Origin of the sequence: Ruegeria atlantica (assembly GCF_013032505.1) — a bacterium.
GTDB lineage: Bacteria > Pseudomonadota > Alphaproteobacteria > Rhodobacterales > Rhodobacteraceae > Ruegeria > Ruegeria atlantica_F.
Genome location: NZ_WQCG01000002.1, coordinates 538,382 through 560,778 on the forward strand (window position 1 = coordinate 538,382; position 22,397 = coordinate 560,778).

The following is a 22,397-nucleotide window of genomic DNA, read 5'->3' on the forward strand; positions in this document are numbered from 1 at the left end:
AAGACTTTTCATTCTTATCCTAACCCCCTTGGTGTTAATTGCCGCTCTGCTTGGTCTTTGGCGCTTTATGATTGCGCAAAATACGGCTCAGGAATTGTTCGACGACAGCCTGTTATCTGCAGGTCTCGCAATATCGCGAGATGTTGCGATTTCGGGAGGTGATGCGCTGTCACCAACGACACGCAGCATGATCCGTGACGCATCAGGCGGAGAGATTTTTTACCACGTAACGGGCCCCGGCGGCATCTATGTGACAGGCTATGCCTACCCCCCTGCCGCCGCCAACCCGTCTGATCAAGAGGTGTACAAGCCCCAGTTTTTCGAAGCACTCTACCGCCAAGAGCCAGTGCGCGTTCTTAAGATGACAGAACGCGTGACTATTGAAAATCTAATCGGAGATGCGACGGTTACAGTCTGGCAACGTATGGCGGATCGCAACGCTTTCGCGAATGAATTGTCAATCCGCGCAGGAATTCTAATGGGAATTCTGCTGGCCACCCTCGCCATTGTTGTGTGGTTCGGTGTCGCGCGCGGCCTTAGGCCCTTGTTGGATTTGCAGGACGCAATTGACCTGCGTTCACCGGATGACCTCAGTGAGATCAAGCGCCCTGTCCCAATCGAAGTTCAAGGTGTTGTCAGAACCCTGAACCGGCTGTTTGGACAGGTGGAAAACAGTATCAACGCCCATCAAGTGTTTATTTCCGAAGCTGCACATCAACTGCGAAATCCAGCGGCGGCCGTGCAGTCAATGGCCGAAGCGCTGCAGGATGCGAAAACGGATGACGACCGAGAAAAACGTATCTCAGAACTTGTTGCGGCGGCTAAAAACTCAGCAACAGTGGCCGAACAGCTGTTGTCACTTGAGAGGCTCAGGCAGCCGACGCACCAAGACCAAATGGATAAAATTGACTTTCGTTCGGTCGTGGAAGAGGCCTGCGCTGAGATGGGAGTTCACATCCTCGCAAAGGGTATCGAGTTTGATGTCGCAATGCCTGAGACGGCAGTCACTGTATCCGGCGATCGGGTCTTTCTGATTGAGGCTTTAAAGAACCTGCTGGACAACGCAGTCAAACACGGTGGCCCAGAGTTGAGCCAAATCTCAGTTGTGCTGCGGAGTGATAATAAATTCGTCAACCTAACCGTGGCGGATGACGGAGCTGGCCTTTCGCCAGACCAAAGCGAAGTCGCATTCAATCGGTTTTCTCAGTTGGAGTATTCCGAGGGCAGCGGATTGGGGTTATCAATCGTCTCTGCAGTGGCGCAGCGCCACGGAGGAATTGTCGAAATCAACCAAGTCGAAAGAGGAGCTAGCATTACGCTTGAGCTCCCCATAGTCCTGTAATCTGTTTCAAATTCCCCTCAGAACCCGAAACCAGTAAAAGTTGACGCGAGATTCACGATTGCCGCGGAAATATGTTTTTTCGCCCTGAGCGACGAACGCAGCGCTCAAAATCTATTTCTATGTCTATGTCGTCTTACAAAGCGTGGATAGCTGAAATTTTCCAATAACTTAGCCCGACTAAATCAGATCAGACATGGTGCTTGCTCAACCAGTCCTGAAGGTGCGCTCTGGGTGAGCCATCAACCGTGGTCCAATGGCTCCAAAGATCCCGAGTTCACGTCAACCGTTGCAAAAAGTCTTCGGCCGTCGCGACATGCCTGTGCTTGACTTCTGGCGACATACGATGCGCTGTACGGCACATCATGGCCCATCGCGGATTACTGGAAAGTCTATCGGCATGCTTCAAGATAAAACGCCAATAAAGACCATCCCATACATCTGCCCAGGGCCCTTTGCCCCAATGGCTCATTTTGCGAACGTAATTTGATCCAGAAAAATAGGGTTTTGTTGTAATCAGCCCGCCATCGGCGTGCTGGCTCATTGCATAAGCGTTGGGAACCATCACCCAATCGTAACTGTCGACGAACATTTCCATAAACCAGCGATAGACAGCGTCTGGATCGATCTCGCACAAAAACATAAAACCACCCAGAACCATGAGCCGCTCAATGTGGTGACAATATCCGGTTTTAAGCACTCTTTGGATCGTATCATCCAGCGGATCAATTCCCGTGGTGCCTTGGTAGAATGCGTCAGGCATGGGGCGCGTATGGCCCCAGTGGTTCGTCGTACGCATCGGAACGCCAAGGTCTTCATAGGTTGCGCGCATGAATTCGCGCCAGCCAACGATCTGTCGGATGAACCCTTCGACTGAGTTTAGCGGAATGCCCTTTCGATCAGCGTGCGCCAGAGCACCGTCCAAAACTTGCTGTGGCGTCAAAAGCCCAATATTCAGAGCCGGCGTAAGGACGGCATGCCAAAGCCAATTTTCGCCTTCGACAATGGCATCCTCGTAGTCGCCGAAGCGATCAAAACGCCGTTCCAGAAACTGTGCCAGCCAATCAGCCGCAGCTTTATGTGATGTCGGATAGTAAAGCGTGTCCAGGTCGCCCAAAGCGTGCGGAAACTCGGCCAGAACTTGCGCCTTTGCGGTTTCGTCAACCGCATCATGGGCGGGCCAGTCGATCCAAGGCAAACTGGCCAGTTGTCCTTTGGGTACCTTCTTTCGGTTGTCTTCGTCAAAGCTCCATTGGCCACCAAGTGGTTGATCACCATCCATTAAGATGGACAAACGGCGGCGCTGCCTTTTGTAGAACTCGGCCATGAACCAACGTTTGTGATCCGCCGACCATGCAAGATTGTCCGCCCGCGTATTCAAAAAGCCAGGCGAAGGCTTAAGATCAAGCGTGATGTTGGTGCTCTTCGCCGCCGTATGCAGCCGTTTTTCGCATATATAATCAACCGGTTCTGCCATGAGGACTCGACTGACGCCGCGCTGATGCAGGTCCTCGAACAACCGCATGCACGCCCCTGCCCTCGGCGCGTATTTGCAGATCGTGGCTTTGAACCCCTGCGCAACCAGATCGTCGCGATACCGCGCCATAGAAGCCCGGTGCAGCCAGAGCTTTTGCTTGTGCATTGTGGCTGGATAAATCGCATCACCAAAGAAAAGCGGGTCTTCAAAGAGCACAACATGATCGGGCCGAGTGACCAGACCTGGGTGTTGGGCAAAAAGCTGGTTTGGAAGAATAATGGTGGCTGAAGACATGTGGGGTTCGCGTGATTTGGTTAGTCGGCCAGATTCATCTGGCTCAAAATTGAGGGGATCTTTTTTCTCAGACCGAAAAATCCGGCTTTGGCCTGGGGCCAAGCAACAGCATCATATTGTCGAACAACCCGGTGCATAGTGATACCGACGCCTTTCAATACAGGTTCTGCGCGATCCAATCGGGATCGCACAGGGCCGACAGGCGCATAAGCTGTTGCAATGGTCGAAACACCAGCAGTCTTTGCCGCCTTGATCAGCGGGACAGACCAGTCCTCGGCTGTTTCCGCAATCTGCGCGAAGGGTTCCAGAGCATCGTTCATTGCGCCTGCTGCAAAATCCCGTGCGATGTTTCCTATCGGATTTGGGGAACGACCACGGGTGGCCATAAGACCGATCACGTGAGCGGGCGAAGACGACATAAGGGCAGCGCCAGATAGGTCCTCCTCGGTCAAGAGCAGAAGATAAGGAGGATCCGACCGTATGTGAGACAATGAAAGAGGAACGTGCGGGTGCTCTATCGGCTCTGTCAGCGGCGCGGCGGAGGTTGTCAGACCCTTGGGGTGAAACCGACCTTCAGTATATTTGGCGATGTTGTCCGGTCTTGCCAGATAAATCCTGCCCTTGGTGTGTAAACCGCCAACCCAGCGCCAGCTCAGCGTGTTCGACGCGGGATCGCCATCCATTAGATGCCGCAGAAAAAAATCTGCACCAAGCTGCCACGGCAAGCGCAACGTGAAAATCCAAATTGAGGCGAACCACATGCGTGCATGGTTGTGCAAATAGCCATTTGTCACCAGTTCACGTGCCCAATGGTCAAAACAGTCAATACCAGTATTGCCTGTCACCGCGCTTCTGAACTGGCTCTCTAACTCTGGATCACTTTCGAGCGATTGAATCGTGGTGATGAGGTCGCGTTGGTATTGCGTCCAGACGCTTGGCCTTTGTTCCAGCCAACCCTTGAAATAGGTGCGCCAGAAAACTTCTTGGACGAACTTCTCTGATGCGCTGGCGCTGTGTGCGGCCAGAACCCGTTCAAGCACCTCTTGCTCGGTGATCAAGCGGTGCCTTAGCCAAGGCGATAGGCCCGAGACGTTGCTGCGTCGTTCGGCGCCAAAGTCATAGTTGCGTGTCCGGACATAATGCCGCCCGGTGCGTGCAGCGAACTGCTGCAGCCTTTTTAGACCATCGGCGCGTCTGGGTTTGAAAGCGATCGGTTCGGCCGCTTCCGATAGCTCCGGAAAAATCTCAGTCATGCGGCCGACCTGCATTTTTTCGAGCAGTACTTCACCTCATCCCAATCCTTTTCCCATTTCTTGCGCCAAGTGAAAGGGCGCTGACAGACAGGACAGATTTTCTGCGGCAAGTCGGCTTTCTTCCGTATTTTCATGACGGATCCCCAAAAGGTAGACTGAGCTGCGTTTGGCTTTCCGCGCCACGCGAACTTTTGCGCGAGACCCGTTTGTGCTTTCGGCTTGCGTGTTTCGCAGAAATCGCTTGTGCTTCAATGCGAAACTCTGCGCTTCGCCGGATACTCCAGACACGTTCACGGGCAGTTTTCGCGGCTGTGAGATGGTCAAAGACGCGCCTTGGATAGATGGTTCCTATGATCTGTTGCGCGTTGCTTGCTGTCCAGGGCTCGTGGATATGCTGATCTGGGATATGCGCTAATTCCGGCAACCACGTACGAATGAACACGCCCTCAGGATCCTGATCATAGCCCTGTTTGACGGGATTATAGATACGCACAGAATTGATCCCGGTGGTTCCCGATTGCATCTGTACCTGGTTCCAATGAATGCCCGGTTCATAGTCGGTGAACATGCGCGCCAAATGCAAACCCGGTGCCCGCCAATCGAGCCATAGATGATAACTCGCTGTGGCCATGACCATTGCGCGCATCCGAAAGTTAAGCCACCCCGTTGCGTGCAATGATCGCATGCAAGCATCCAAAAAGGGATAGCCTGTTTCGCCGTTGGACCATGCGGTCAACAACTCGGCGTCTGGCTTTTGGGGCCGCAACCCGTCGTTGAGCCGGTGCAAATTCTCAAACTCAATGCGCGGCTCATCCTCGAGCTTTTGTATAAAGTGGCAATGCCAATGCAATCGGCCAGAGAAAGATCGAAGGGACTTGTGCCAGTCCTTTGCGTGCGGTGGCAACGCCCGCTGTTGCTTCTTTGTCGCTTGCGTCACCTCGCGCATCGAAAGCGCGCCCCAAGCAAGATAGGGCGAGAGCCGCGAACACGCGATGGCCCCTTCTAAAGGACTCGACATTTCGCGTTGATAGCGTTCGCCGCGGTGGGTCAGAAAGCTGTTTAGCCGTTCTAAACCTACACGCCGCCCACCAACTTGTCGGGCCACGCACAAATCATCCTGCAAGCCGAGGTCATGCTCAGTTGGAATGGATCCGGGTTCTACTTCGATCGGTTCCAGCGCAACAGGGGGCGAGATTGGCTGATGCATGAATCTATCCCAACGTCCCGCCCATCCATCGCGCGATTTGAGCCTGCGAAACACGCCATGATTTTGAACTTCGAACTGTCGCACACCATGCTTCTTACACCATGCGGCAACCCGAAGGTCCCGACGAAAAGTCCAATCATTCCCTGTTTCTTCGTGCGACCAAAGGCACTCTATCAGGTTAAGCTTCTTTAACTCAGACAGGATCGACGTAATCTCCCCCAAGCGTACTACGAGAGGTTGGCCAAGTCTTCCAAGGTTTGCGCGCAAGTCAGTGAGAGTCTCTGCAACAAAGCGCCACTGTCGCGCAGAGGCGTCAGGCTGCTGCCAAAGCTCGGGTTCAACCACATAGAGCGGCAGAACTGGCCCAACACGCGATGCGTGCAACAAGGGCAGATGATCTTCCACCCTCAAATCGCGTTTGAACCAAACAACTTGCACGATATCTCCTAATGGCTCTTATTTAAGATACGTGCGCTGCCCTAAAATGGATTTACAATCAGCGGTCTCCACCTTTCACCATCGCCACACACCGCACAGAGCAGCCGTTGACAATCCGTACTTCATTGCCAGAAAGTCCGCATAGCAGGCGCTTACACCGGGCGCGGTGAATGGCCGATCCGAGCCCAAAGCGCATCCATCATTTGGAAACAGATAACACTTCCGTGGCATCAATTAGGAACGCGCTGAAAATCGACTACGCAAGCAACTGTAACTCTGGTTGGAGGTGCTAACGAGGACTTTACCCGGGTCGATACCTACTCAGTGTCTCCAGTATCATATTCCGTGTATTTTCGTCGTTGTGGAAAATCCTGTCGGCGAGAAACTCGGACGGAAACTCCGGCCATGTCCTTCGCATTTCAGCAACGAGCCGTCGTGCTTCTTCTGAACTTCCCAACTGATCGTACGCGACAGCTTGGAATAAGAGCGAAGGAGCACTGACTGGCGCCCCGGCAGCTGGCGCTCCCTGAAAGGCTTCAACAACATTTTCGTAGTTCCCGAGCATAAGTTGCGACACGCCCCAGATATTTCTCGCACCGAACCTACCAGATCCTGATTTAGGTCTCTCGGGGTTGCTAACCTCGGCAGCAAGTTCCGGGGCATCCGCCAAGATGGCAGTGATACCTGCAAGGTCGAGAATATGGCCATCCGTCGGCGCCAGTTCGACGGATATTCTAGCGTATTTCAACGCCTCGTTTGGCTGGTTTTTGACGGCAAGTACCCAACCATTTGCACCGTTTGCCCACGCATCAGCCGGGGACAATTCAAGCGCTTTTCCAGACATTCCTGAGGCTTGATTGAAGAGATCATCCCTTTGTGCTTCATCCGGCGTCAACACCGCCAAGATCGCCAAGACCTGCGCTGATCCGGCATAGCCGTCGGACAGAGCCGGGTCGAGTTCCCTAGCGTGCTGGAACATTCCCAGCGCTATTTGCTGACGCTTGACATCAAAAACGGGGAAAAACATGCCGCGGGCTTGATCCGCAAGGTTAGCCGCCTGAAGTCTTGTCAACGATTGTTCACCAAGCGCCACACGTTCTGCTTGTTCGATGGATCTAGTTGTTGGCACAACCTCTCTGTTATCCTGGCTTATCCAGATGCCAAGCACAGCGATTAATACGAGAACACCCAGTCCGGCAGGCAGAAGTTGCCGCGAACTCCAACGGCCAACTGGAGTGTCGCTCTGCAGTTCACTTGATAGGCGGTCTTCACTTGTAGGTTCGTATGAAAACCGCGGCTTGTATCCGCCGGGGTCAACAAAAATGCGAACTCCACTGCCGTCCCAGTGATCTTCGTAGAACTGATGCAAAAGACGACGCAGTCGCCTTGCCTCAACGCGAACCAAGTTTTGACTACCAGTACCATCTATGCGCCGCCCATAGACCTCAACAGCGATAGCTTTGCCTCGAATCTGAGTGCTTCGACCCGATAGAGATTCCTCGACTATATAGGTGAGAAATTGCGTGAGTCGGGGTGAAGCTTGAAACCCTTCACTTGATACAATTCGACTCAGGGCTTCCCGGATGAGCTCCGGAGAAGGTTGTCCAACATGTTGATTTATTGGCAATTCGTTGGATTTGTTCAATTTCAACTCACCCCCAACTCACGGTGACTCACTTGGCCTTTGCGGTCAACCGCACTCATCTTGATTTGAGAATAGATAGTGGGTGTCGGGATTTTTCCAGTGACAGTGGACCTGATTGAAGAAATTCCAGAACTTTCCGATGTGCTGTCGAGGCACATCGAAACGGATGCGCTATTCGGCGAGGTCATAGAAGACCTGAAGAAAGCATCTGCGTTTTCGAAAGACGCATCGATCACGGCCTCAGAGCGCGCCGAGTGGGCCCATATCAAATCTGAACTCATCAACGAGCTTCGCCGGATGTTGAAGCGCAACCTGTGAGATACTTTTAACTGAGGACCAATCCATGACCAAGGAAGACAATAGAAAAGACCAGGAAGACAAACAGGTTCAGGCGTCAGATCAAATTGAAGACCCGTCGCGGCGGAGTGTTCTTAAGGGCTTGGCCACCGGAGCGGCTGCAACAGGAGCGGCTGGGTTTGCAGCAGGAAGTGCCGAGGCCCACGAAGGAGACGGCCCACTAGGAGAAACACTCAAGAACCCATATGGTGGTCGACCCGCAGGCGGCATATCTTTGCCGGAGTACTTCCGTCCTACGAAATACATGACTGGTTCAAACGCGAACTATTTTCCACTGAGTGAGGAATTGGGGCCAGACGAGATGCGAATCTCATTCTGTGGCTCAACACCATATCCGCCGCGCGAAGATCAGGCGGGTACTTGCATCATGGTGGAGTTGGGAAATGGAAAACGGTTCTTCTTCGATTTTGGATCTGGTTGTGTCCGCAACATCATTGCTATGCAAGTGCCAGGGCAACTGATCAACGACATCTTCATCTCTCATTTGCATGTCGACCACTACGCCGACATTCCTTATATTTATCCGTTCCGTGCTTGGTCGGGTGGTTACACGCCACTACGCATCCATGGTCCCTCTGGTCGGACACCCGAACTTGGGACAGCTGGAATGGTCAAAGGCATGCAACAGATGCTCAAATGGCACCTGGAGGCCTTTGATGTTTTCCCGATTGGGGACGGCTACGAGATCGAAGTCAACGAGTTTGATTTCCGTCAGGAAGGCGGCATCGTTTATGACGAAGATGGCGTGACTGTTCGGTCTTGGCCTCGAAGCCATGCCAAGGACGGTGCGGTTGGCTATCGGCTGGATTGGAATGGACTGAGCTTTGTATGGACAGGCGATGGTCGACCAGACGAGCTTTCACGGAAATACGGCGAAGGCGTTGATGTCTTTGTAACCGAAATGTCGGGACAGGATATTGGTCAGTTGATGACCTACAAATACGGTATCCCACAGGATCTCTTTAACTACACTATCGATACGCATCACACCTCCCACTATGCCGTGGGTAAGCTCTTTGCTGATACAAGGCCGCGTTTGGGAATGGTGACACACTATACCCAGGACGAAGACATCGATGCAGAAATGCTGGCTGGTATTCGCGCCCACTACGACGGTCTTTTCCAATGGGGTCTCGATGTAGCCGTTGTTAACGTGACCAAGGATGCAATCTGGTACAGGAAAGCTGCACTGCCCGGAAAATCCGGCACTGTCCCACCATTCCGCGAACTGGCTGCGGCAGCAGAGGCCGGGCGTATTGAGCTTCCGGATGAAATCACATTGCCGAATCCGAGGCTCACTCGAGCAGATCAGCAAGACCAGAAGTATCGAGATATGGAGATCGATCCACGCGAATACTACCCAACTGACGTTTTCCGAGCACCCGGCGGGGACTGGCCGCAGGACTTTACCATCAAAGTTTCGGATGTAATCGGCTCACGTGATGAAGACTGAGAGGAGATCGAACAATGATTGAATTTGGTTCGACTTCTGCGATCCCCGTAACGATCCTTACCGGCTTTCTTGGAGCTGGTAAGACCACACTTTTGAACCGGATCCTAACAGGCAATCACGGGTTGCGGGTTGCGGTTCTTGTAAATGACTTTGGATCCATAAACGTCGATGCAGACTTGGTGGTCGGCCTCGAAGATGACGTTATGAGCCTCGCGAATGGGTGCGTTTGCTGCTCGATACGAGATGACTTGATCGAAACGGTGGAAGCCGTTCTCGCTCGGCCCGAGAAACCGGAATACATCGTCCTTGAAGCAAGTGGAGTGTCGGATCCGTCGTCAATTGCGATGACATTTACCGATCAGAAGTTTCGGGACATGATCCGCTTGGACAGCCTTATGTGTCTGGTCGATGCGGATCAGCTATTTGCTGCGCCAGAACAAATGGAACTGAAGCTCCGTCAAATCGCGTTTTCAGATATGGTTATTTTGAACAAGGTCGATCTTGTCGACAGGGCTGCTGTTCAAAGGGTGCACGATTGGCTCGGGTCTCGTTTCCGTCGCTATCGTTTGGTCGAAGCTGTCAATGCGGACGTCCCACTGGATATACTTCTTTCAGTCGGTCGCTTTGCCGCCGAACAGCTCGAAACAGAAATACCCGATCATCACGAACATGGACCGGATTGTGGTTGCCACGCCTCTGACCACTCAGACAGCTTCTCAACAACCATGATGAAAGCTGAACGCCCGATCAGCTTATCTTCTCTCCGGAGCGCAATTCGAAAGCTTCCGGGCGATGTGTATCGCCTCAAGGGTTTTGTTTTTAGTGAGGAGGATCCAGATCATCGCATTCTCGTTCAGGTCGTTGGAAAACGTATGGACATCGCACGTGATGGCGCTTGGGGTGACCGCAAACCCGAAACAAGGCTTGTCGCAATAGGTGCACCGGGGGCGCTCTCCGAGGATGTGCTTTCGGATTCGCTTATGGAGACGGTCTGAGAGCCAGATTCGATCAAGTATCTTTGCTATAAGTCAACCGTGCTGGACAATTTCATCCAGTTCGGCGGGGGACGGTATGTGAGTGGACCGTTCCCCAACTTATGGCACCGAACCTATTGGATGGGCTTAGCTTCACGAGGCGGCGAAATTACAAATCGCACCGAAAATAAACGCCCACCTTGTTTGCATCGCGGTCACTAAAACTGTTTCCTGGAATAAGTGGGCTGAGCTGGAAATGGACTTTCAGAATTACTTGTACGAGGCGGCTTCACAGAAGGCCGCTTGAACGGAAATAATATGTTTCGAGACGTCTATGCCTTATAATTCGAGTTCTTTGGCGTTTGTAAATGCGATAGCGAACTGGCGTTGTTTCGGAGGTTAACTGATGCTCATCGTCTTAAGTCTTTACTTCGGCTTGATTTGGTTGGTGTTTTCTAAACTTAAATGGCTCCCGTGGAACGGGTTCTGGAAAACGGTTATCTACGCTGGCGCAGCAGTGATTGCTCTTGTCGTAATAGGAGCTCTCAATCACACGACACCCACTGGTCCAGTCTCGGTTCAAGGGATTGAGACAAATATTGCACCTAACGTATCGGGAACAGTTGTCGAGGTAGCTGTTGAGGCCAATCAATCGGTTAGCGAAGGCGATTTACTCTTCAAAATTGACCCTGATGTATTTGCCTCTGAAGTATCACGCCTTGAGGCTTCTCTAGAAACGGCTAAGTCTTCGGCAGACCAATTAGTGACTGACCTCGCCGCAGCCGAGGCAGAAATCGAGTCTTTGAATGCCCAGCTTCTCTTCGGGCAGCAGAGGCGTGATGATATCATTCAATTAGAAGAACGAGGCGCATCGACAACTTTTCAACTTCAAGAAGCTGTCGCAACGATTGATCAACTGACCGCCAATATCCGAGCAGCTGAAGCGCGCAAGAAGGGACTAGAGCGTCGAATTTCTGCTACTATTGATGGTCGAGACGCCGCAATTGTCGAAGCTGAAATGGCGTTGGAACAAGCCAAATGGAGCCTTGAAGAGACTGAGGTTCACTCACCAGGAAATGGCGTCGTTTCTGCTGTCACACTAAGGCCTGGAAACCGCGCCACCACTTTCCAAGGTGCGATAACCTTTATTGACCCATTGGATTTCGCCATTGTGGCCTCCCTCCCGCAATCTAGTCGTCAAAATGTGAATATCGGAGACGAAATCAGGTTGGCGTTGCGTACGCAGCCTGGCGCGGAGCTCTCCGGCATCATTGTTGCTATGCCGGTCGGATCTGCCGAGGGCACACTGGATCTGCGTTCAGGCCTTCCTTCAATACGAGAGCTAGCCGGTATTTCTAGTTTCCCGGTGTTGATCGAGTTAACTGACGGTTCCGATTTTGAAGTTCTACCTTTTGGTACATCTGGAACAGCATTGGTAATGACTGAAAAAGCAGGCGCAATCGGGGTTCTTGCCGAAATTCTATTCTGGGTGACTAAACAGATGAATTATCTTTGACTGGTAATGGTCGCCATTCTGCAACGAATGGCGGCATTCGTCCGCATTGCGGTCGCTTACACCAAGCGCGGTTAATGACCGCTCCGAGCCCAAAGCGGACGTTTTCGGCGCGCTTTCTTTGCTAAGACTTATGGCAGTCAACGAAGGGTTTGCGCGGTTCCAAAAGAGACTTAATCACACCATCATTGCCAATCCAGTTACAGGCTCACCATTTGACCGTAAGCGCAAGTTAGAAGCCGATTTGGAGTACAAGCAATTTCGGAAACTCATTAATAAACATTTATATTTGATTGAATTATGTGAGCAACTTGACGCTAGGTAAGCCTTTGTAATGCATCAGCAAATCATTCACTTTTGATCGCAAAAACAACTACTTCAGAAAAGCGTAACAAAGACCTCGGCCGCTCAGAGGCGTTTAATTTTGCGCTAAGACCTCCAAATAGCCACCAGCCTTCAAACTTCAACCGTGCCTCCGCGGGCGTGAACTTCGCTCGTATGGCCCCTACTCAAACAGGATGGTCCCCATGAATTTTATTCTGCGTGGTAGCCTGGTTACCCAAATCACCATCGGCCTGGTCGCCGGTGTTCTGCTATCCATCGTTTGGCCCGCTGCTGGGTCAGCCGTTGGCCTGCTTGGCGATTTCTTCATCGACGCCTTAAAAGCCGTTGCACCCGTTCTGGTGCTGATCCTGGTTTGCGCCGCGATCACCAACCACAAAAAGGGCAGCGAGGCGCGTATGGGCCCCGTGGTGCTTTTGTACATAATGGGAACCTTCGCAGCTGCACTGGTTGCGGTTGCAGCAAGCTACATGTTTCCGGTAACTTTGCATCTGACCGGCACACCCGAGCTTTTGGATGCACCCGACGGTCTTGCCGAGGTGGTCAAGAATATCTTGCTGAAAATCGTGGATAATCCAGTGAATGCTCTGGCAACCGCCAACTACATCGGCATTCTAGCTTGGGCCGTAGGTCTGGGACTTGTTTTCCGTCACGCAAGTGACTCAACCAAGACCCTGATGTCGGATCTGGACGGCGCGATTACCAAGATCGTTGCAGCAATTATCCGGGTGGCGCCTATTGGCATCTTCGGCATCGTGGCTTCGACGATTGCTGAGACCGGCTTTGAAACACTTGCAAGCTATGGCCAACTTCTGGCGTTGCTGCTTGGCTGCATGATTTTCATGGCGCTGGTTGTGAACCCGCTGATCGTGTTCCTGCGCATCCGCAAGAACCCATATCCGCTGGTTTTCACATGCCTTAAAGAGTCGGGTATTACCGCTTTCTTCATGCGCAGTTCCGCGGCCAATATTCCTGTGAACATGGAACTTTGCCGACGTATGGATTTGGATGAAGAGACTTACTCGGTCACAATTCCAATCGGTGCTACGATCAACATGGCCGGCGCTGCGATAACCATCACTGTCATGACGCTGGCAGCCGTCCATACAATGGGTATTCAGGTTGATTTCGTCTCGGCAGTGTTCCTGAGCATCATTGCCTCGATTGCTGCCACCGGGGCTTCGGGCGTAGCAGGAGGATCACTGTTGCTGATCCCAATGGCCGCCAGCTTGTTTGGCATCGACAATGCAACGGCCATGCAAGTGGTGAGCATCGGCTTCATTATCGGCGTGTTGCAAGACTCTGCCGAGACCGGTTTGAACTCATCTACCGATGTTCTGTTCACCGCGGCGGGATCATATAAACAAGGAGATCCCTACCCACGAAAGTCGGCCGCCGCACAGCTTACCGCTTAGGCACTGCGTACAAATCTTCAACCGCTGGCACTAGTCGGCGGTTGAACGACAGATTGGTCCGCAAGACAGGTATCGAGCCCAACCCTAATCTCGGCTTACTTTAGAGACTTCTGTTAAATAGTCGGTTTAGACGCACGCATACTTTGGTCAGGAAGTTACGCCTGATGATCAGAGTGGCTAAGATTGCAGTTGCGGAAACAGCCAAGTAAACGTTTTGCGCTGTGTTATCTTCATAAACTTAGTGACATTTTTCCTAGGCGCTATTGTCGTAACGCAATCCGCGACGGCAGCATCTCTCGCGCAATACGAGGTTTTTGGCGTTGAAGACGGAGACAAGCTGAAACTGCGCGCCGGATCGGGAATAGGGTTCTACGTGATAGTGGGCCTTCCAAATGGAACCGCGTTACGAATTCACAGTTGCGAAAACTATCGTTTTAGCTTTGTGGGGTACCACCTTAGATTACTACGTCTTGTCAGAAGAACCTAAATTGAGTTGTTTAGGATGTGTTCCTAACTTCGGCCAATTTTGCACAACCAGCAGCGACTGAACCGAATTGCAGCGAATGTCTTCTATTGAGGCAGTTCTGTTCCGGCGACCCAGAATTCGTTCCGCCTTGATTGGACGCTCGCGGCCAAGAAATCCACAAATAGTCTGACCCTGGCCGTGTTTTTCAAGTCACGGTGTAGCAGTAACCAGATGCTTCTGTAGGGCATGGGTTTCTGGAACGGAGCTCGGATCAGGTTCGGGTGCCGGTCTCCCAGATTGCACGCAAGGTAAGCCATGCCAAGCCCGGACGCGGTCAGCGTGATCAGTGGGACAAGTTCAGATACACGATGTTTAAGCGTTGCTTTGGGGTAGTAGCTGTTCTTAACCCAGTCCGCTGTGGTCGCCTCTTCTGGCTCATGCCAACCAATTAGGTGCAGCCCCTCGCCACCGTTATCAGTGACCCGCTCAGCATAGTCTCGTGTGCAATAGGCAGCCTGCGACATCTGCACGAGCTTCCGGCCCACGACATCGTCCGTCACCTCACTTGCAACTCGGAGCGATACGTCCGCTTCCCGTCGTGTCAAATCACGAACGTCATTTGTGAAATTCATGTTCAGGATGATGTCTGGGTAGAGATCAGCGAAGGTGGCAAAATCTTCCATCAACGATGTCATCGCCAGACCATGGGGCAGTGTGATGTAAACTGTGCCCGAAGGTTGAGCATCACGACCGACAATCATTCGAGACGCAGTTGTCATTTCCGCCTCAACACGTTCGGCGTGAGGCATAAGGTCTTCTCCAAGCTGGGTCAGCGCCAAACCTTGCTTTGAGCGATCAAAGAGGCGGCTTCCGACGCGTTCCTCCATAACCGATAGCCTCCGGGTCAGGGTCGTATGGTTCACCTGAATGCTATCGGCACCACCCCGCAATGTCCCAGTTCGTGCAACAGCAAGAAAATACTTCAGGTCATCCCAGTTGAGAGAGTGGCTTTCCTTGATCGACATGCATCTTGTGTTTCATTTTTGAAGCAGGGTGTCCAGAAATACCTATCTACAGATCAAATTTCGGTCGGAGTACCTTTGGCTAATCAAACGCAAACCCAAGGACCACAACCGATGAACCAAATACAATCTGTATTGATCACCGGCGCAAATGCCGGACTGGGTCGCGAGGCAGCCCGGCAGCTTGCGCTTCAGAACGGTATATCCAAAGTCTATCTGGCTTGCCGTAACCCAATTAAAGCGGAAGCCGCAAAGTCAGCGCTGGAACGTGAGACCGGACGCAAGATCTTTGAAGTAGTGCTGATGGACGTGACCGACCCGGCTTCGGTTCGCACCGCCGTAGCCAAACTTTCCACCCCGATCGACGCGGTAATCCTGAATGCAGGCGGCACGGGTGGGAGGCAACCAAACAGCCTCACCAGTGATGGCGTGACCAATATCTTCGCAACGAATGTTCTGGGCCACGTGGTGCTGGTCGACGCATTGTTAGAACGCCAGTTAGTGACGTCTACAATTCTCTATGCCGGGTCCGAGGCGGCTCGTGGTATTCCCAAAATGGGTATGAATCGCCCAGGCCTGTCTGATGGGACGGTGGACGAGTTCAAATCAATCGCCGATGGCAGCAAATTTGGCCCCGACGGTGATCCGATGCAGACCTACGGCTATGCCAAGCTCACCGCGACCCTTTGGATGGGAGCGATGGCGCGCCAGCACCCTCATGTTCGCTTTGTTACCATGAGCCCGGGCGGCACAGCCGGAACGGCTGGCTTTGATGACCTGCCGCTTATGAAACGCATTGTCTTCAAATATCTAGGTGGCGTTCTGATGCCTTTGTTCGGGATGATGCACAGCGTTGAGACCGGGGCGAAACGGTATCTGGACGGGTTACTGAACCCGGAGTTCAAAACCGGCCATTTCTATGCCAGCCAAACCGGTTATCCCACCGGGCCGGTCGTGGATCAGGCGAGCATCGATGGGACTGTGTCGGACATCACCACTCAGGACAACGCAAACCAGGCATTGCGCCAATTCGCCTAGATCAAAGGAGTAGTGAAATGGAAACCACACTGAACATCCTAGTTATCCTCGCAACCCTCATGCTGTCTGGTCTCGGCATCATGTCGATGTTTGCACCTCGGCGCATGGTTGCTAATTTTGCCATCGAACCGGTTGGCACAGCCGGGCTAAGCACAATCCGTTCGGTGATTGGCGGGCTGTTTCTGGCCTCAGTGGCTTTGCTAGTGATCGCTCTGACCACCGGGCAGACAATGGGCTATGTGGCTGTTGCGATCTTGATGACGGTTGTAGCTGCCGGGCGTATTGTCGGATTTTTGGCGGACGGGTTTGATAAAGCAGTTGTGCCACCTTTGGTCGCTGAACTAGTGATCATCGCAATATTGGTCACCGCGTACTCCCAGCTTTCCGCGTAACCGGGTTTTCTTCAATCGGACGGCGGCGAAGTTGGAGTAGCCGCTGTCCGATAAAGCAAGCGACAAAGCCACGAGTCAAAATTCTGGTAATATCCACTTTGACCGCACATCGGCCCTACGCAATCTAGTTCTGAATATCCGGTTTGCGAGGCTCGCGACGCACCGCAAATGCACAGGAAAGAAGCTAGATAGACGACGGCTTAGGGCTCTTCGGCGACTCAGGGCGCATCGTAGAGAAAGCCAAACCGAAGCTGAGTTGCGACGTTTTCTGCTGATGAAACGTCCCAAAATATCCATCTCAAAATTCGCCTGCATCCTATGTTTCCAGAAGTTTGGAGGAAAATCGAATGGCGACACGTGGGTATTGTCTGTGTAAGAAGACAAGCTGGATCTACCGGGGTGATCAAACATGGGCATGCTATTGCCACTGCGATGATTGCCGCCGGAATTGTGCCGCGCCGGTAGTTGCGTGGTTCGGTGTGCCAATAGAGACCTTTGAGTGGACCGCTGATAAACCTCGCACCTATGAAAGTTCCAAAGGCGTTTTCAGGCACTTTTGCGGGACCTGCGGGTCACCCATTGGATTTGAAGCCGATCACTATCCGGGCGGTATGCACCTCTACGCTGCGTCGCTCGAAAATCCGGAAGATTTCAAACCAACTTTTCACGTCAACAAGCAAAGCAAGTTGCCTTGGCTGCAAATGACTGATGATCTCGACGCGTTTGAAAGCACATTGCTGCACACCCCTAACGACCCAGACGGGTACTAGTAGATGGGGAAGCGGCGCGATTTTCCAAGCGGCAGCTTAATTGCGCACGCGCTCCTTTAGTCGTCAGTACGCCCAATGTCCGGTTTACGCGCTTGGCAATCTGCTTCACGAGCGAAAGACTAAAGATAAATCAATGGCAGCAGTGGGCTCCTAGCTAAAATCGAAATCTACCTCGAATAATCGCTGGTTGAGCCAGAATTGACAAACAACGGTGCGCTTGCAACGGACAAATCATAATGACGAAAGTTCTTTTTGTCGCTGTAATGGTGTTGTTCATAGCTTACAGCAACCCACCTCCGCCAACAGTTTCTAAATCCCAAGCCATCTAATTGTTGAATGCGGGCGAAGTTAAAGAAATTGATGTCATTCAATTAGGTTGGACGATCTTGAGATTGGTAGGTGGCACCCACGTGAGAATCCCGCGGATGTCATCGGGTATCCACCGCAGCTACTAGCAAACTATCTGGAATGCTCGCATGTTTCGCGGTGGACCGAATGACAACTTCGTCCACCCACCAGTCATTGACAGTCTAACGCTGAACGTCCGAATCTCGCGCGTCGCGACATGTTGCCCAAGCGAAGTTTCAAAAAATGGTGGAGGTCAGGTTAGGACCAATTGCGGTCGTTCTCTGCTCGCCAACAAAATGAAGGACTGCCTCTTTTGGTCGGTTAGAGACCACAGATTCTGGAGTTTCAAAAATGCAAAAATCTAAGTAGCTGGTCTTTTTTGAAAGCGCAGCATTTGGATAAGCGTAATGACCGGGTCGCGAGATTTGCAGCCGTTGAAAGCTTACATCCAATGACCGTAGCCGGTCCAAACATTTCACTAGTTTTCCATTGGGACTAAGAATTGCCTCAAAAAAACATGGTTATTAGCCATTGGAAAACATTACAAAAAAACTCGATCGAGGTTAAACAAACTGACCGCACAACGGTTTCAATTCCCGGCACACGGTCAAAAGTTGAAAGAATCAGTATTATTCATTAAAATGCGCGACATTTAATTTTCCGATTTGACGGAGTTTCTGCTGTGAAATCAACTTTGGTATTAATCGTTTTGTTCGCTTCGATGTTTGCAGCCTCCCCTTCTTCGCTGCATTCTCAGGTGGGGTGTGATCCTTCGCGCGAAACGTGCCGATAAGATAGTGATGTGACATCATGTCTACGGGCGGTATGCACGACATTGTCGCGCTGATTTTTGGCGTCGGCATAATTATCGCGTTCTCCCATGAACGTTTTAACCGGATTTCCTATGAAACCGGCAAGCGTCTGGATCGGCTGGTCTTGTTCCTGACGCCGGATAAATTGCGCGCGCGTCGGCAGGTTACATACGCCTATTTCATCTACACGCTTTCGCTAATCATCCTCTATCTGATCCTGTGCGCCTATGCCGAGGTTCTGTTGCCACTTATTGGCGGTCAAAGCCTGTTGCCTGAGATTGGAGCCAGCACGTTGCCGACCGAGGCGTCGACAAGCACCGCCCCTTTGTCAGACGCTTCATCCGAACCGACGACAGGTTTTGCGCCGATGGGAACATCAGCGGTCGAATTCTGGATAGAAAGCCTTAAACCCGCTGTGAGTTCCGAGCCTGCAGACACCAATTCAGGCATCAATATAGCGCCCGAAGTGTCCATGGGGCTGGCCCTGATAATGGTTGGGCTGGCGCCATCCATTAAGTCGCTGGTTCGCGTGGATGAGTGGCTGCGCATGTTTGCGCACCGCGTTGCAGGAATTCCAACCTGGGTCATCGATACCTCAGACGCATTGCGGTCGAACGCCAAGGTTCTACGCTTCTTCACGGATGGCGAGAAGGACTTTTCCAGCGAATATCTGATTTCGGAACCCGAGCGCAAACGGGTCATGGATCTGCACGTCAAGGCCAAGCCCTTTTTAGGCAATTTGGATGACTTCATTCTGAATGTCGAAGTCATCCTTGTGGCGTCGGCCTGGTTTCTGGATGAAAAGCTGCGGATCACGGGGGCTGGTGATAAAAACCGTTTCGAGGAAATCGAAAATGAACTGCGCCGCCGCAAGAACGAATTGTTCAGTGCTGCGAACAACCCCGATCTTACTTATGAAGACTGGGATGCGATGGCCACCGCCGCTGATGAGTTGGCCAGCGACTTCTGCGTGTTGATTGCCCTTTACGACGAACAGGATGTTATTCAACCCTATGATCAGCGCCCTGCTCCAACCGAAAGCCAGCGCCGCGCGCGGGCAAGGTTGCGGCAATTCGTAGACGTCCTTTACAAAAACAAGACCGAACCACTGATGCAGCGTCGCGGCAACAACCTGGCGCTGTTCTGGACGCTGGCAATCGTACTGATCTGGACGATCGCTTGGGCCGTGCTGTGGCCGGGGCGGGCGGAATTCAACCTGACTTGGGGCTTGCTCAACAGCGACACCTATCTGAGGATAAGGCTGTATTCGGTCAACGCATTCAACACCTACTGCATCGCTACAATCGTTGCGATCACAATTCGTTGGGTCCGCATGACTTCGGTCGCTGAGGACGGCCAGAGAAAGTGGGAAAACATGCGTTATCCCAACCACTGGACGCGATGGCTACCGCAGGCTTTGAGCCTGTTTTTGATTGCCTTCTTGGTTTCTACAGCATTGAACATCGCGGTGCAGATATGGCTAACGGAAACCCGAACCACCGAAGCAGAAGCCTGGCGCATGACATTCGAAGAATTCATGACCTCGATCCGCTGGCGGTTTGAATACATGGGCCCGATTTCCTTCCGGGCGGCATGTCTGGCGGTTCTTGTGATCGTGCTTTTGGATGCAAGGCAGCGATTGTGGACGGATGCCGGGCGGTGCGAGCAAAGACAGCGCAAGGGGCATCCCTCTAGCGACCGGCTGAAATCGAATGACAAAACCTGGCGTGAGTTGTCGTTTAAGGACAGTCTGATCTGGGTCGCGATAGGTGTGTTAATGATGCTGATCATAACCCCTGTCATGCGCTATCTGTCGTTTCTTGCAGCTTCTCAGGATTATCCGCGACCCTTCGACCATATTGACGCCGGACTGATGATCTGGGCGACACTTTATACCGTTATTCTGGCGGCTTTGGTGATGTTCTGCCTGTCCGAGGTTCTTACCCGACGCGCGTTCTATCGTGCCCCGAAGGAGACCGCAGACGGCATGTCTTCTGACGTTGTGGGGGCTGAGAAATGAAAGCCATTGCCCAGGTCGCCCTGCTGAGCCTGATCTGCATGCCCGCGCTTGCAGCTGGACAAGATACCCAGCCTGAGACCGTTGTAAACGAGGATCGAAACGTCATCATGGGCGCGCGCACCGATGTGCCGCCCTTTATCTGGAGAGACAAAAAGAGCCAAAAATACCGTGGGTTTTTCTGGGATATTTGTGTCGAGGCGCTCGTGCGTTCTGATCGTCCGTTCGACACCGTGCCAATCTCGGCCGGGCAACGATCGGACCTTTTGTCCAAAGGCAGTTATTGCACAAATGAGGACGAGAATTACGATTCTTGCACCGCCGAAATTGGGACAGTGGATCTGTTATGCGACCCAACCACTGTAAACCTGAAACGGATGCAGACTTTCACGGAAATAGATGTCGACCAAACAGATGAAGGCCTGCACCGGTTTGTTTTTTCCCCCATCCTTTATCTGGCAAACGGGTCGTATTTTCAGCTGGGGTATCCCAGAAGGGTTTATCGGGAAAAGCTTGCGAAAGAACTGGAACGTCGATGCGTTCAGTTTCCGGAGTTGGACCCTGTCTTTTGTGACAAGCGCAAAAACCCCACTGGCTTGGAATGGCTTCGCCGACCCGATAAGTCGTTGTTTGGCAAAAAACCAAGTATAAACTGGAAAACTGCCTGCGATGCTATCTTGAGTGCCATGACAACAGACCTGGCGTTGCCAGACTCTACAGAAGATATGAAGCGCAAAGTTTGGCCTCCGCAAATTTGGCCGGAGCCGGACCCAGTAGAGCCTGAGTTCGAAATTTGGGGATACCTCGACGGGTCGACCATCGGACCATCAGTTGTCAAAGCCGCCGAACTAGCGCCTTCGTCCGTCGGTATATGCACAAAGGCTTTTAAGTCTCATACCTTGGCCACCGAGGCCTTCTGCAACGGCGAGATTTACAGATATTTCGGAGATGTCGATCTGGTTCGGGCGGCGATCGACGCCTATCGTGACAACACGGACAATGACTGCCCCGCAGATGAAACGCGATCTTCCCGGGGGACCTATGAACCCTATGCCTTGGTTCTTTCGAACGAAAACAGCGGCTTCCCCGAGGATTTCACGCTGGCGCTGTATTCCATGTTCACCGACGGCACGATTGCCCAGATGTTCAACGGGCGCTTCGGGGAAAGACGGCAATCTCAATACCTTGAAACACTGTTCAGAATTAACAGCATACCAACCGGCGACGTGAATCCCGAGGAATAGAACGGCAAATTTCTCGCCATCTAATAGGCTGTTTAGGACTAAAACCCTGTTTCCGCGTATGGACCATGAATTTTCCCGGACCGCCCCCGGGCTTTTTTCCTGCATTTCAATGACCGGAGATAGTTGTGTCTGGTGATGTAGAAAAAAGTCATCGGGGCGCGAGGTGTCCGCAAGGACTGGGCCGATTTTAGGTATCAAACATTTGTGCTCGACTGTCCATCCTTCCGAAAACACTCAACTAATGTCTCCCTACGCAACGAAATGGCTCCGGGGTCTTCGTGAGCGTTGAGCGAGGCAAACCATCGGATCAGTGACGCGACGTTCTACGAATACAACGTCAGTTTGACGGAATGAGCTACGCAAAGGCTCCGCTCAGCTAGCCTTGAACTGCAACCCAACCAAAAAATGAAACAAGAACAGATTCTACGACCAAACTGCCCGTATCGAGGGGTTGGGTCATCAGCTAAGAATTCACGATCCCCAGAGTTTCAATAGTTATAATTTCTAAGCATCTGATTTTATTACAACCTCAGTCTCGGAAATGAGGTGACCCGACAGCGCTTGTCGGATCACGTAAATAT

General features: G+C 52.2%; 17 protein-coding genes. 11 read left to right on the forward strand and 6 right to left on the reverse strand.

The window, feature by feature from the left end; translation table 11 throughout:
- The first annotated feature begins 31 nt into the window (after window positions 1–31).
- On the forward strand, window positions 32–1,342 hold the full coding sequence (locus tag GOW92_RS09535; RefSeq protein WP_368040279.1) for a sensor histidine kinase: 1,311 nt from the start codon (window positions 32–34) through the stop codon (window positions 1,340–1,342).
- 274 nt (window positions 1,343–1,616) lie between these two features.
- Here the strand turns inward: GOW92_RS09535 and GOW92_RS09540 are convergent, their stop codons facing one another.
- From GOW92_RS09540 to GOW92_RS09560, 5 genes are all read right to left on the reverse strand, one after another.
- Window positions 1,617–3,110 (reverse strand): cryptochrome/photolyase family protein, encoded by a 1,494-nt coding sequence (locus tag GOW92_RS09540; RefSeq protein ID WP_170560199.1) that lies wholly within the window; start codon window positions 3,108–3,110, stop codon window positions 1,617–1,619.
- A 20-nt stretch (window positions 3,111–3,130) separates the two neighbouring features.
- Window positions 3,131–4,363: an FAD-binding domain-containing protein gene (locus GOW92_RS09545; protein WP_170560201.1), complete on the reverse strand. Its 1,233-nt coding sequence runs from the start codon at window positions 4,361–4,363 to the stop codon at window positions 3,131–3,133.
- Window positions 4,360–4,497, reverse strand: coding sequence for a DUF2256 domain-containing protein (locus GOW92_RS09550; protein WP_170560203.1), 138 nt, complete (start codon window positions 4,495–4,497; stop codon window positions 4,360–4,362). The genes GOW92_RS09545 and GOW92_RS09550 overlap by 4 nt, the downstream gene beginning before the upstream one ends.
- Window positions 4,494–6,008, reverse strand: a complete 1,515-nt coding sequence (locus tag GOW92_RS25320; RefSeq protein ID WP_170560205.1) for an FAD-binding domain-containing protein — start codon at window positions 6,006–6,008, stop codon at window positions 4,494–4,496. The genes GOW92_RS09550 and GOW92_RS25320 overlap by 4 nt, the downstream gene beginning before the upstream one ends.
- Window positions 6,009–6,309: 301 nt before the next feature.
- A complete protein-coding gene (locus tag GOW92_RS09560) occupies window positions 6,310–7,653 on the reverse strand; it encodes a hypothetical protein (protein ID WP_170560207.1) in 1,344 nt (447 codons plus the stop codon).
- Between the two features lie 105 nt (window positions 7,654–7,758).
- On the opposite strand from GOW92_RS09560, the gene GOW92_RS09565 reads away from it, so the two are divergent.
- The 5 genes from GOW92_RS09565 to sstT all read left to right on the forward strand — a co-directional run bounded on the left by GOW92_RS09565 (window position 7,759) and on the right by sstT (window position 13,707).
- Window positions 7,759–7,971: a hypothetical protein gene (locus tag GOW92_RS09565; protein ID WP_170560209.1), complete on the forward strand. Its 213-nt coding sequence runs from the start codon at window positions 7,759–7,761 to the stop codon at window positions 7,969–7,971.
- Between the two features lie 25 nt (window positions 7,972–7,996).
- Window positions 7,997–9,463: a guanitoxin biosynthesis MBL fold metallo-hydrolase GntH gene (gene gntH / locus GOW92_RS09570; protein WP_217356538.1), complete on the forward strand. Its 1,467-nt coding sequence runs from the start codon at window positions 7,997–7,999 to the stop codon at window positions 9,461–9,463.
- 14 nt (window positions 9,464–9,477) lie between these two features.
- Entirely contained in the window at window positions 9,478–10,458 is a 981-nt protein-coding gene (locus GOW92_RS09575) for a CobW family GTP-binding protein (protein ID WP_170560211.1), read from the forward strand.
- A gap of 385 nt (window positions 10,459–10,843) precedes the next feature.
- On the forward strand, window positions 10,844–11,953 hold the full coding sequence (locus tag GOW92_RS09580; RefSeq protein WP_170560213.1) for an HlyD family secretion protein: 1,110 nt from the start codon (window positions 10,844–10,846) through the stop codon (window positions 11,951–11,953).
- Between the two features lie 524 nt (window positions 11,954–12,477).
- Window positions 12,478–13,707, forward strand: coding sequence for a serine/threonine transporter SstT (gene sstT, locus GOW92_RS09585; protein ID WP_217356539.1), 1,230 nt, complete (start codon window positions 12,478–12,480; stop codon window positions 13,705–13,707).
- A gap of 570 nt (window positions 13,708–14,277) precedes the next feature.
- Here sstT and GOW92_RS09590 read toward each other — a convergent pair.
- Entirely contained in the window at window positions 14,278–15,198 is a 921-nt protein-coding gene (locus GOW92_RS09590) for a LysR family transcriptional regulator (protein WP_170560217.1), read from the reverse strand.
- Window positions 15,199–15,309: 111 nt separating this feature from the next.
- Here GOW92_RS09590 and GOW92_RS09595 point away from each other — a divergent pair, with 111 nt between their 5' ends.
- The 5 genes from GOW92_RS09595 (at window position 15,310) to GOW92_RS09615 (ending at window position 21,816) form a co-directional block, all read left to right on the forward strand.
- Window positions 15,310–16,233, forward strand: coding sequence for an SDR family NAD(P)-dependent oxidoreductase (locus GOW92_RS09595; protein ID WP_170560219.1), 924 nt, complete (start codon window positions 15,310–15,312; stop codon window positions 16,231–16,233).
- Between the two features lie 17 nt (window positions 16,234–16,250).
- Window positions 16,251–16,625, forward strand: coding sequence for a DUF4345 family protein (locus GOW92_RS09600; protein ID WP_170560222.1), 375 nt, complete (start codon window positions 16,251–16,253; stop codon window positions 16,623–16,625).
- Window positions 16,626–16,972: 347 nt separating this feature from the next.
- The gene (locus tag GOW92_RS09605; RefSeq protein ID WP_174822473.1) at window positions 16,973–17,395 is read left to right on the forward strand and encodes a GFA family protein; all 423 of its coding nucleotides are present in this window, start codon (window positions 16,973–16,975) and stop codon (window positions 17,393–17,395) included.
- Between the two features lie 1,158 nt (window positions 17,396–18,553).
- Window positions 18,554–20,575, forward strand: coding sequence for a hypothetical protein (locus GOW92_RS09610; protein ID WP_170560224.1), 2,022 nt, complete (start codon window positions 18,554–18,556; stop codon window positions 20,573–20,575).
- The gene (locus GOW92_RS09615) at window positions 20,572–21,816 is read left to right on the forward strand and encodes a hypothetical protein (protein ID WP_170560226.1); all 1,245 of its coding nucleotides are present in this window, start codon (window positions 20,572–20,574) and stop codon (window positions 21,814–21,816) included. Before GOW92_RS09610 ends, GOW92_RS09615 begins: the two co-directional genes overlap by 4 nt.
- Window positions 21,817–22,397: the final 581 nt, after the last annotated feature.

What these genes read in the sequence shown, in the direction of transcription:
- GOW92_RS09540 (WP_170560199.1), bottom strand. Translation starts at nt 3,110, where the DNA reads ATGTCTTCAGCCACCATTATTCTTCCAAACCAGCTTTTTGCCCAACAC.
- GOW92_RS09545 (WP_170560201.1), bottom strand. Translation starts at nt 4,363, where the DNA reads ATGACTGAGATTTTTCCGGAGCTATCGGAAGCGGCCGAACCGATCGCT.
- GOW92_RS09550 (WP_170560203.1), bottom strand. Translation starts at nt 4,497, where the DNA reads ATGAAAATACGGAAGAAAGCCGACTTGCCGCAGAAAATCTGTCCTGTC.
- gntH (WP_217356538.1), top strand. Translation starts at nt 7,997, where the DNA reads ATGACCAAGGAAGACAATAGAAAAGACCAGGAAGACAAACAGGTTCAG.
- GOW92_RS09575 (WP_170560211.1), top strand. Translation starts at nt 9,478, where the DNA reads ATGATTGAATTTGGTTCGACTTCTGCGATCCCCGTAACGATCCTTACC.
- GOW92_RS09580 (WP_170560213.1), top strand. Translation starts at nt 10,844, where the DNA reads ATGCTCATCGTCTTAAGTCTTTACTTCGGCTTGATTTGGTTGGTGTTT.
- sstT (WP_217356539.1), top strand. Translation starts at nt 12,478, where the DNA reads ATGAATTTTATTCTGCGTGGTAGCCTGGTTACCCAAATCACCATCGGC.
- GOW92_RS09590 (WP_170560217.1), bottom strand. Translation starts at nt 15,198, where the DNA reads ATGTCGATCAAGGAAAGCCACTCTCTCAACTGGGATGACCTGAAGTAT.
- GOW92_RS09595 (WP_170560219.1), top strand. Translation starts at nt 15,310, where the DNA reads ATGAACCAAATACAATCTGTATTGATCACCGGCGCAAATGCCGGACTG.
- GOW92_RS09600 (WP_170560222.1), top strand. Translation starts at nt 16,251, where the DNA reads ATGGAAACCACACTGAACATCCTAGTTATCCTCGCAACCCTCATGCTG.
- GOW92_RS09605 (WP_174822473.1), top strand. Translation starts at nt 16,973, where the DNA reads ATGGCGACACGTGGGTATTGTCTGTGTAAGAAGACAAGCTGGATCTAC.
- GOW92_RS09610 (WP_170560224.1), top strand. Translation starts at nt 18,554, where the DNA reads ATGTCTACGGGCGGTATGCACGACATTGTCGCGCTGATTTTTGGCGTC.
- GOW92_RS09615 (WP_170560226.1), top strand. Translation starts at nt 20,572, where the DNA reads ATGAAAGCCATTGCCCAGGTCGCCCTGCTGAGCCTGATCTGCATGCCC.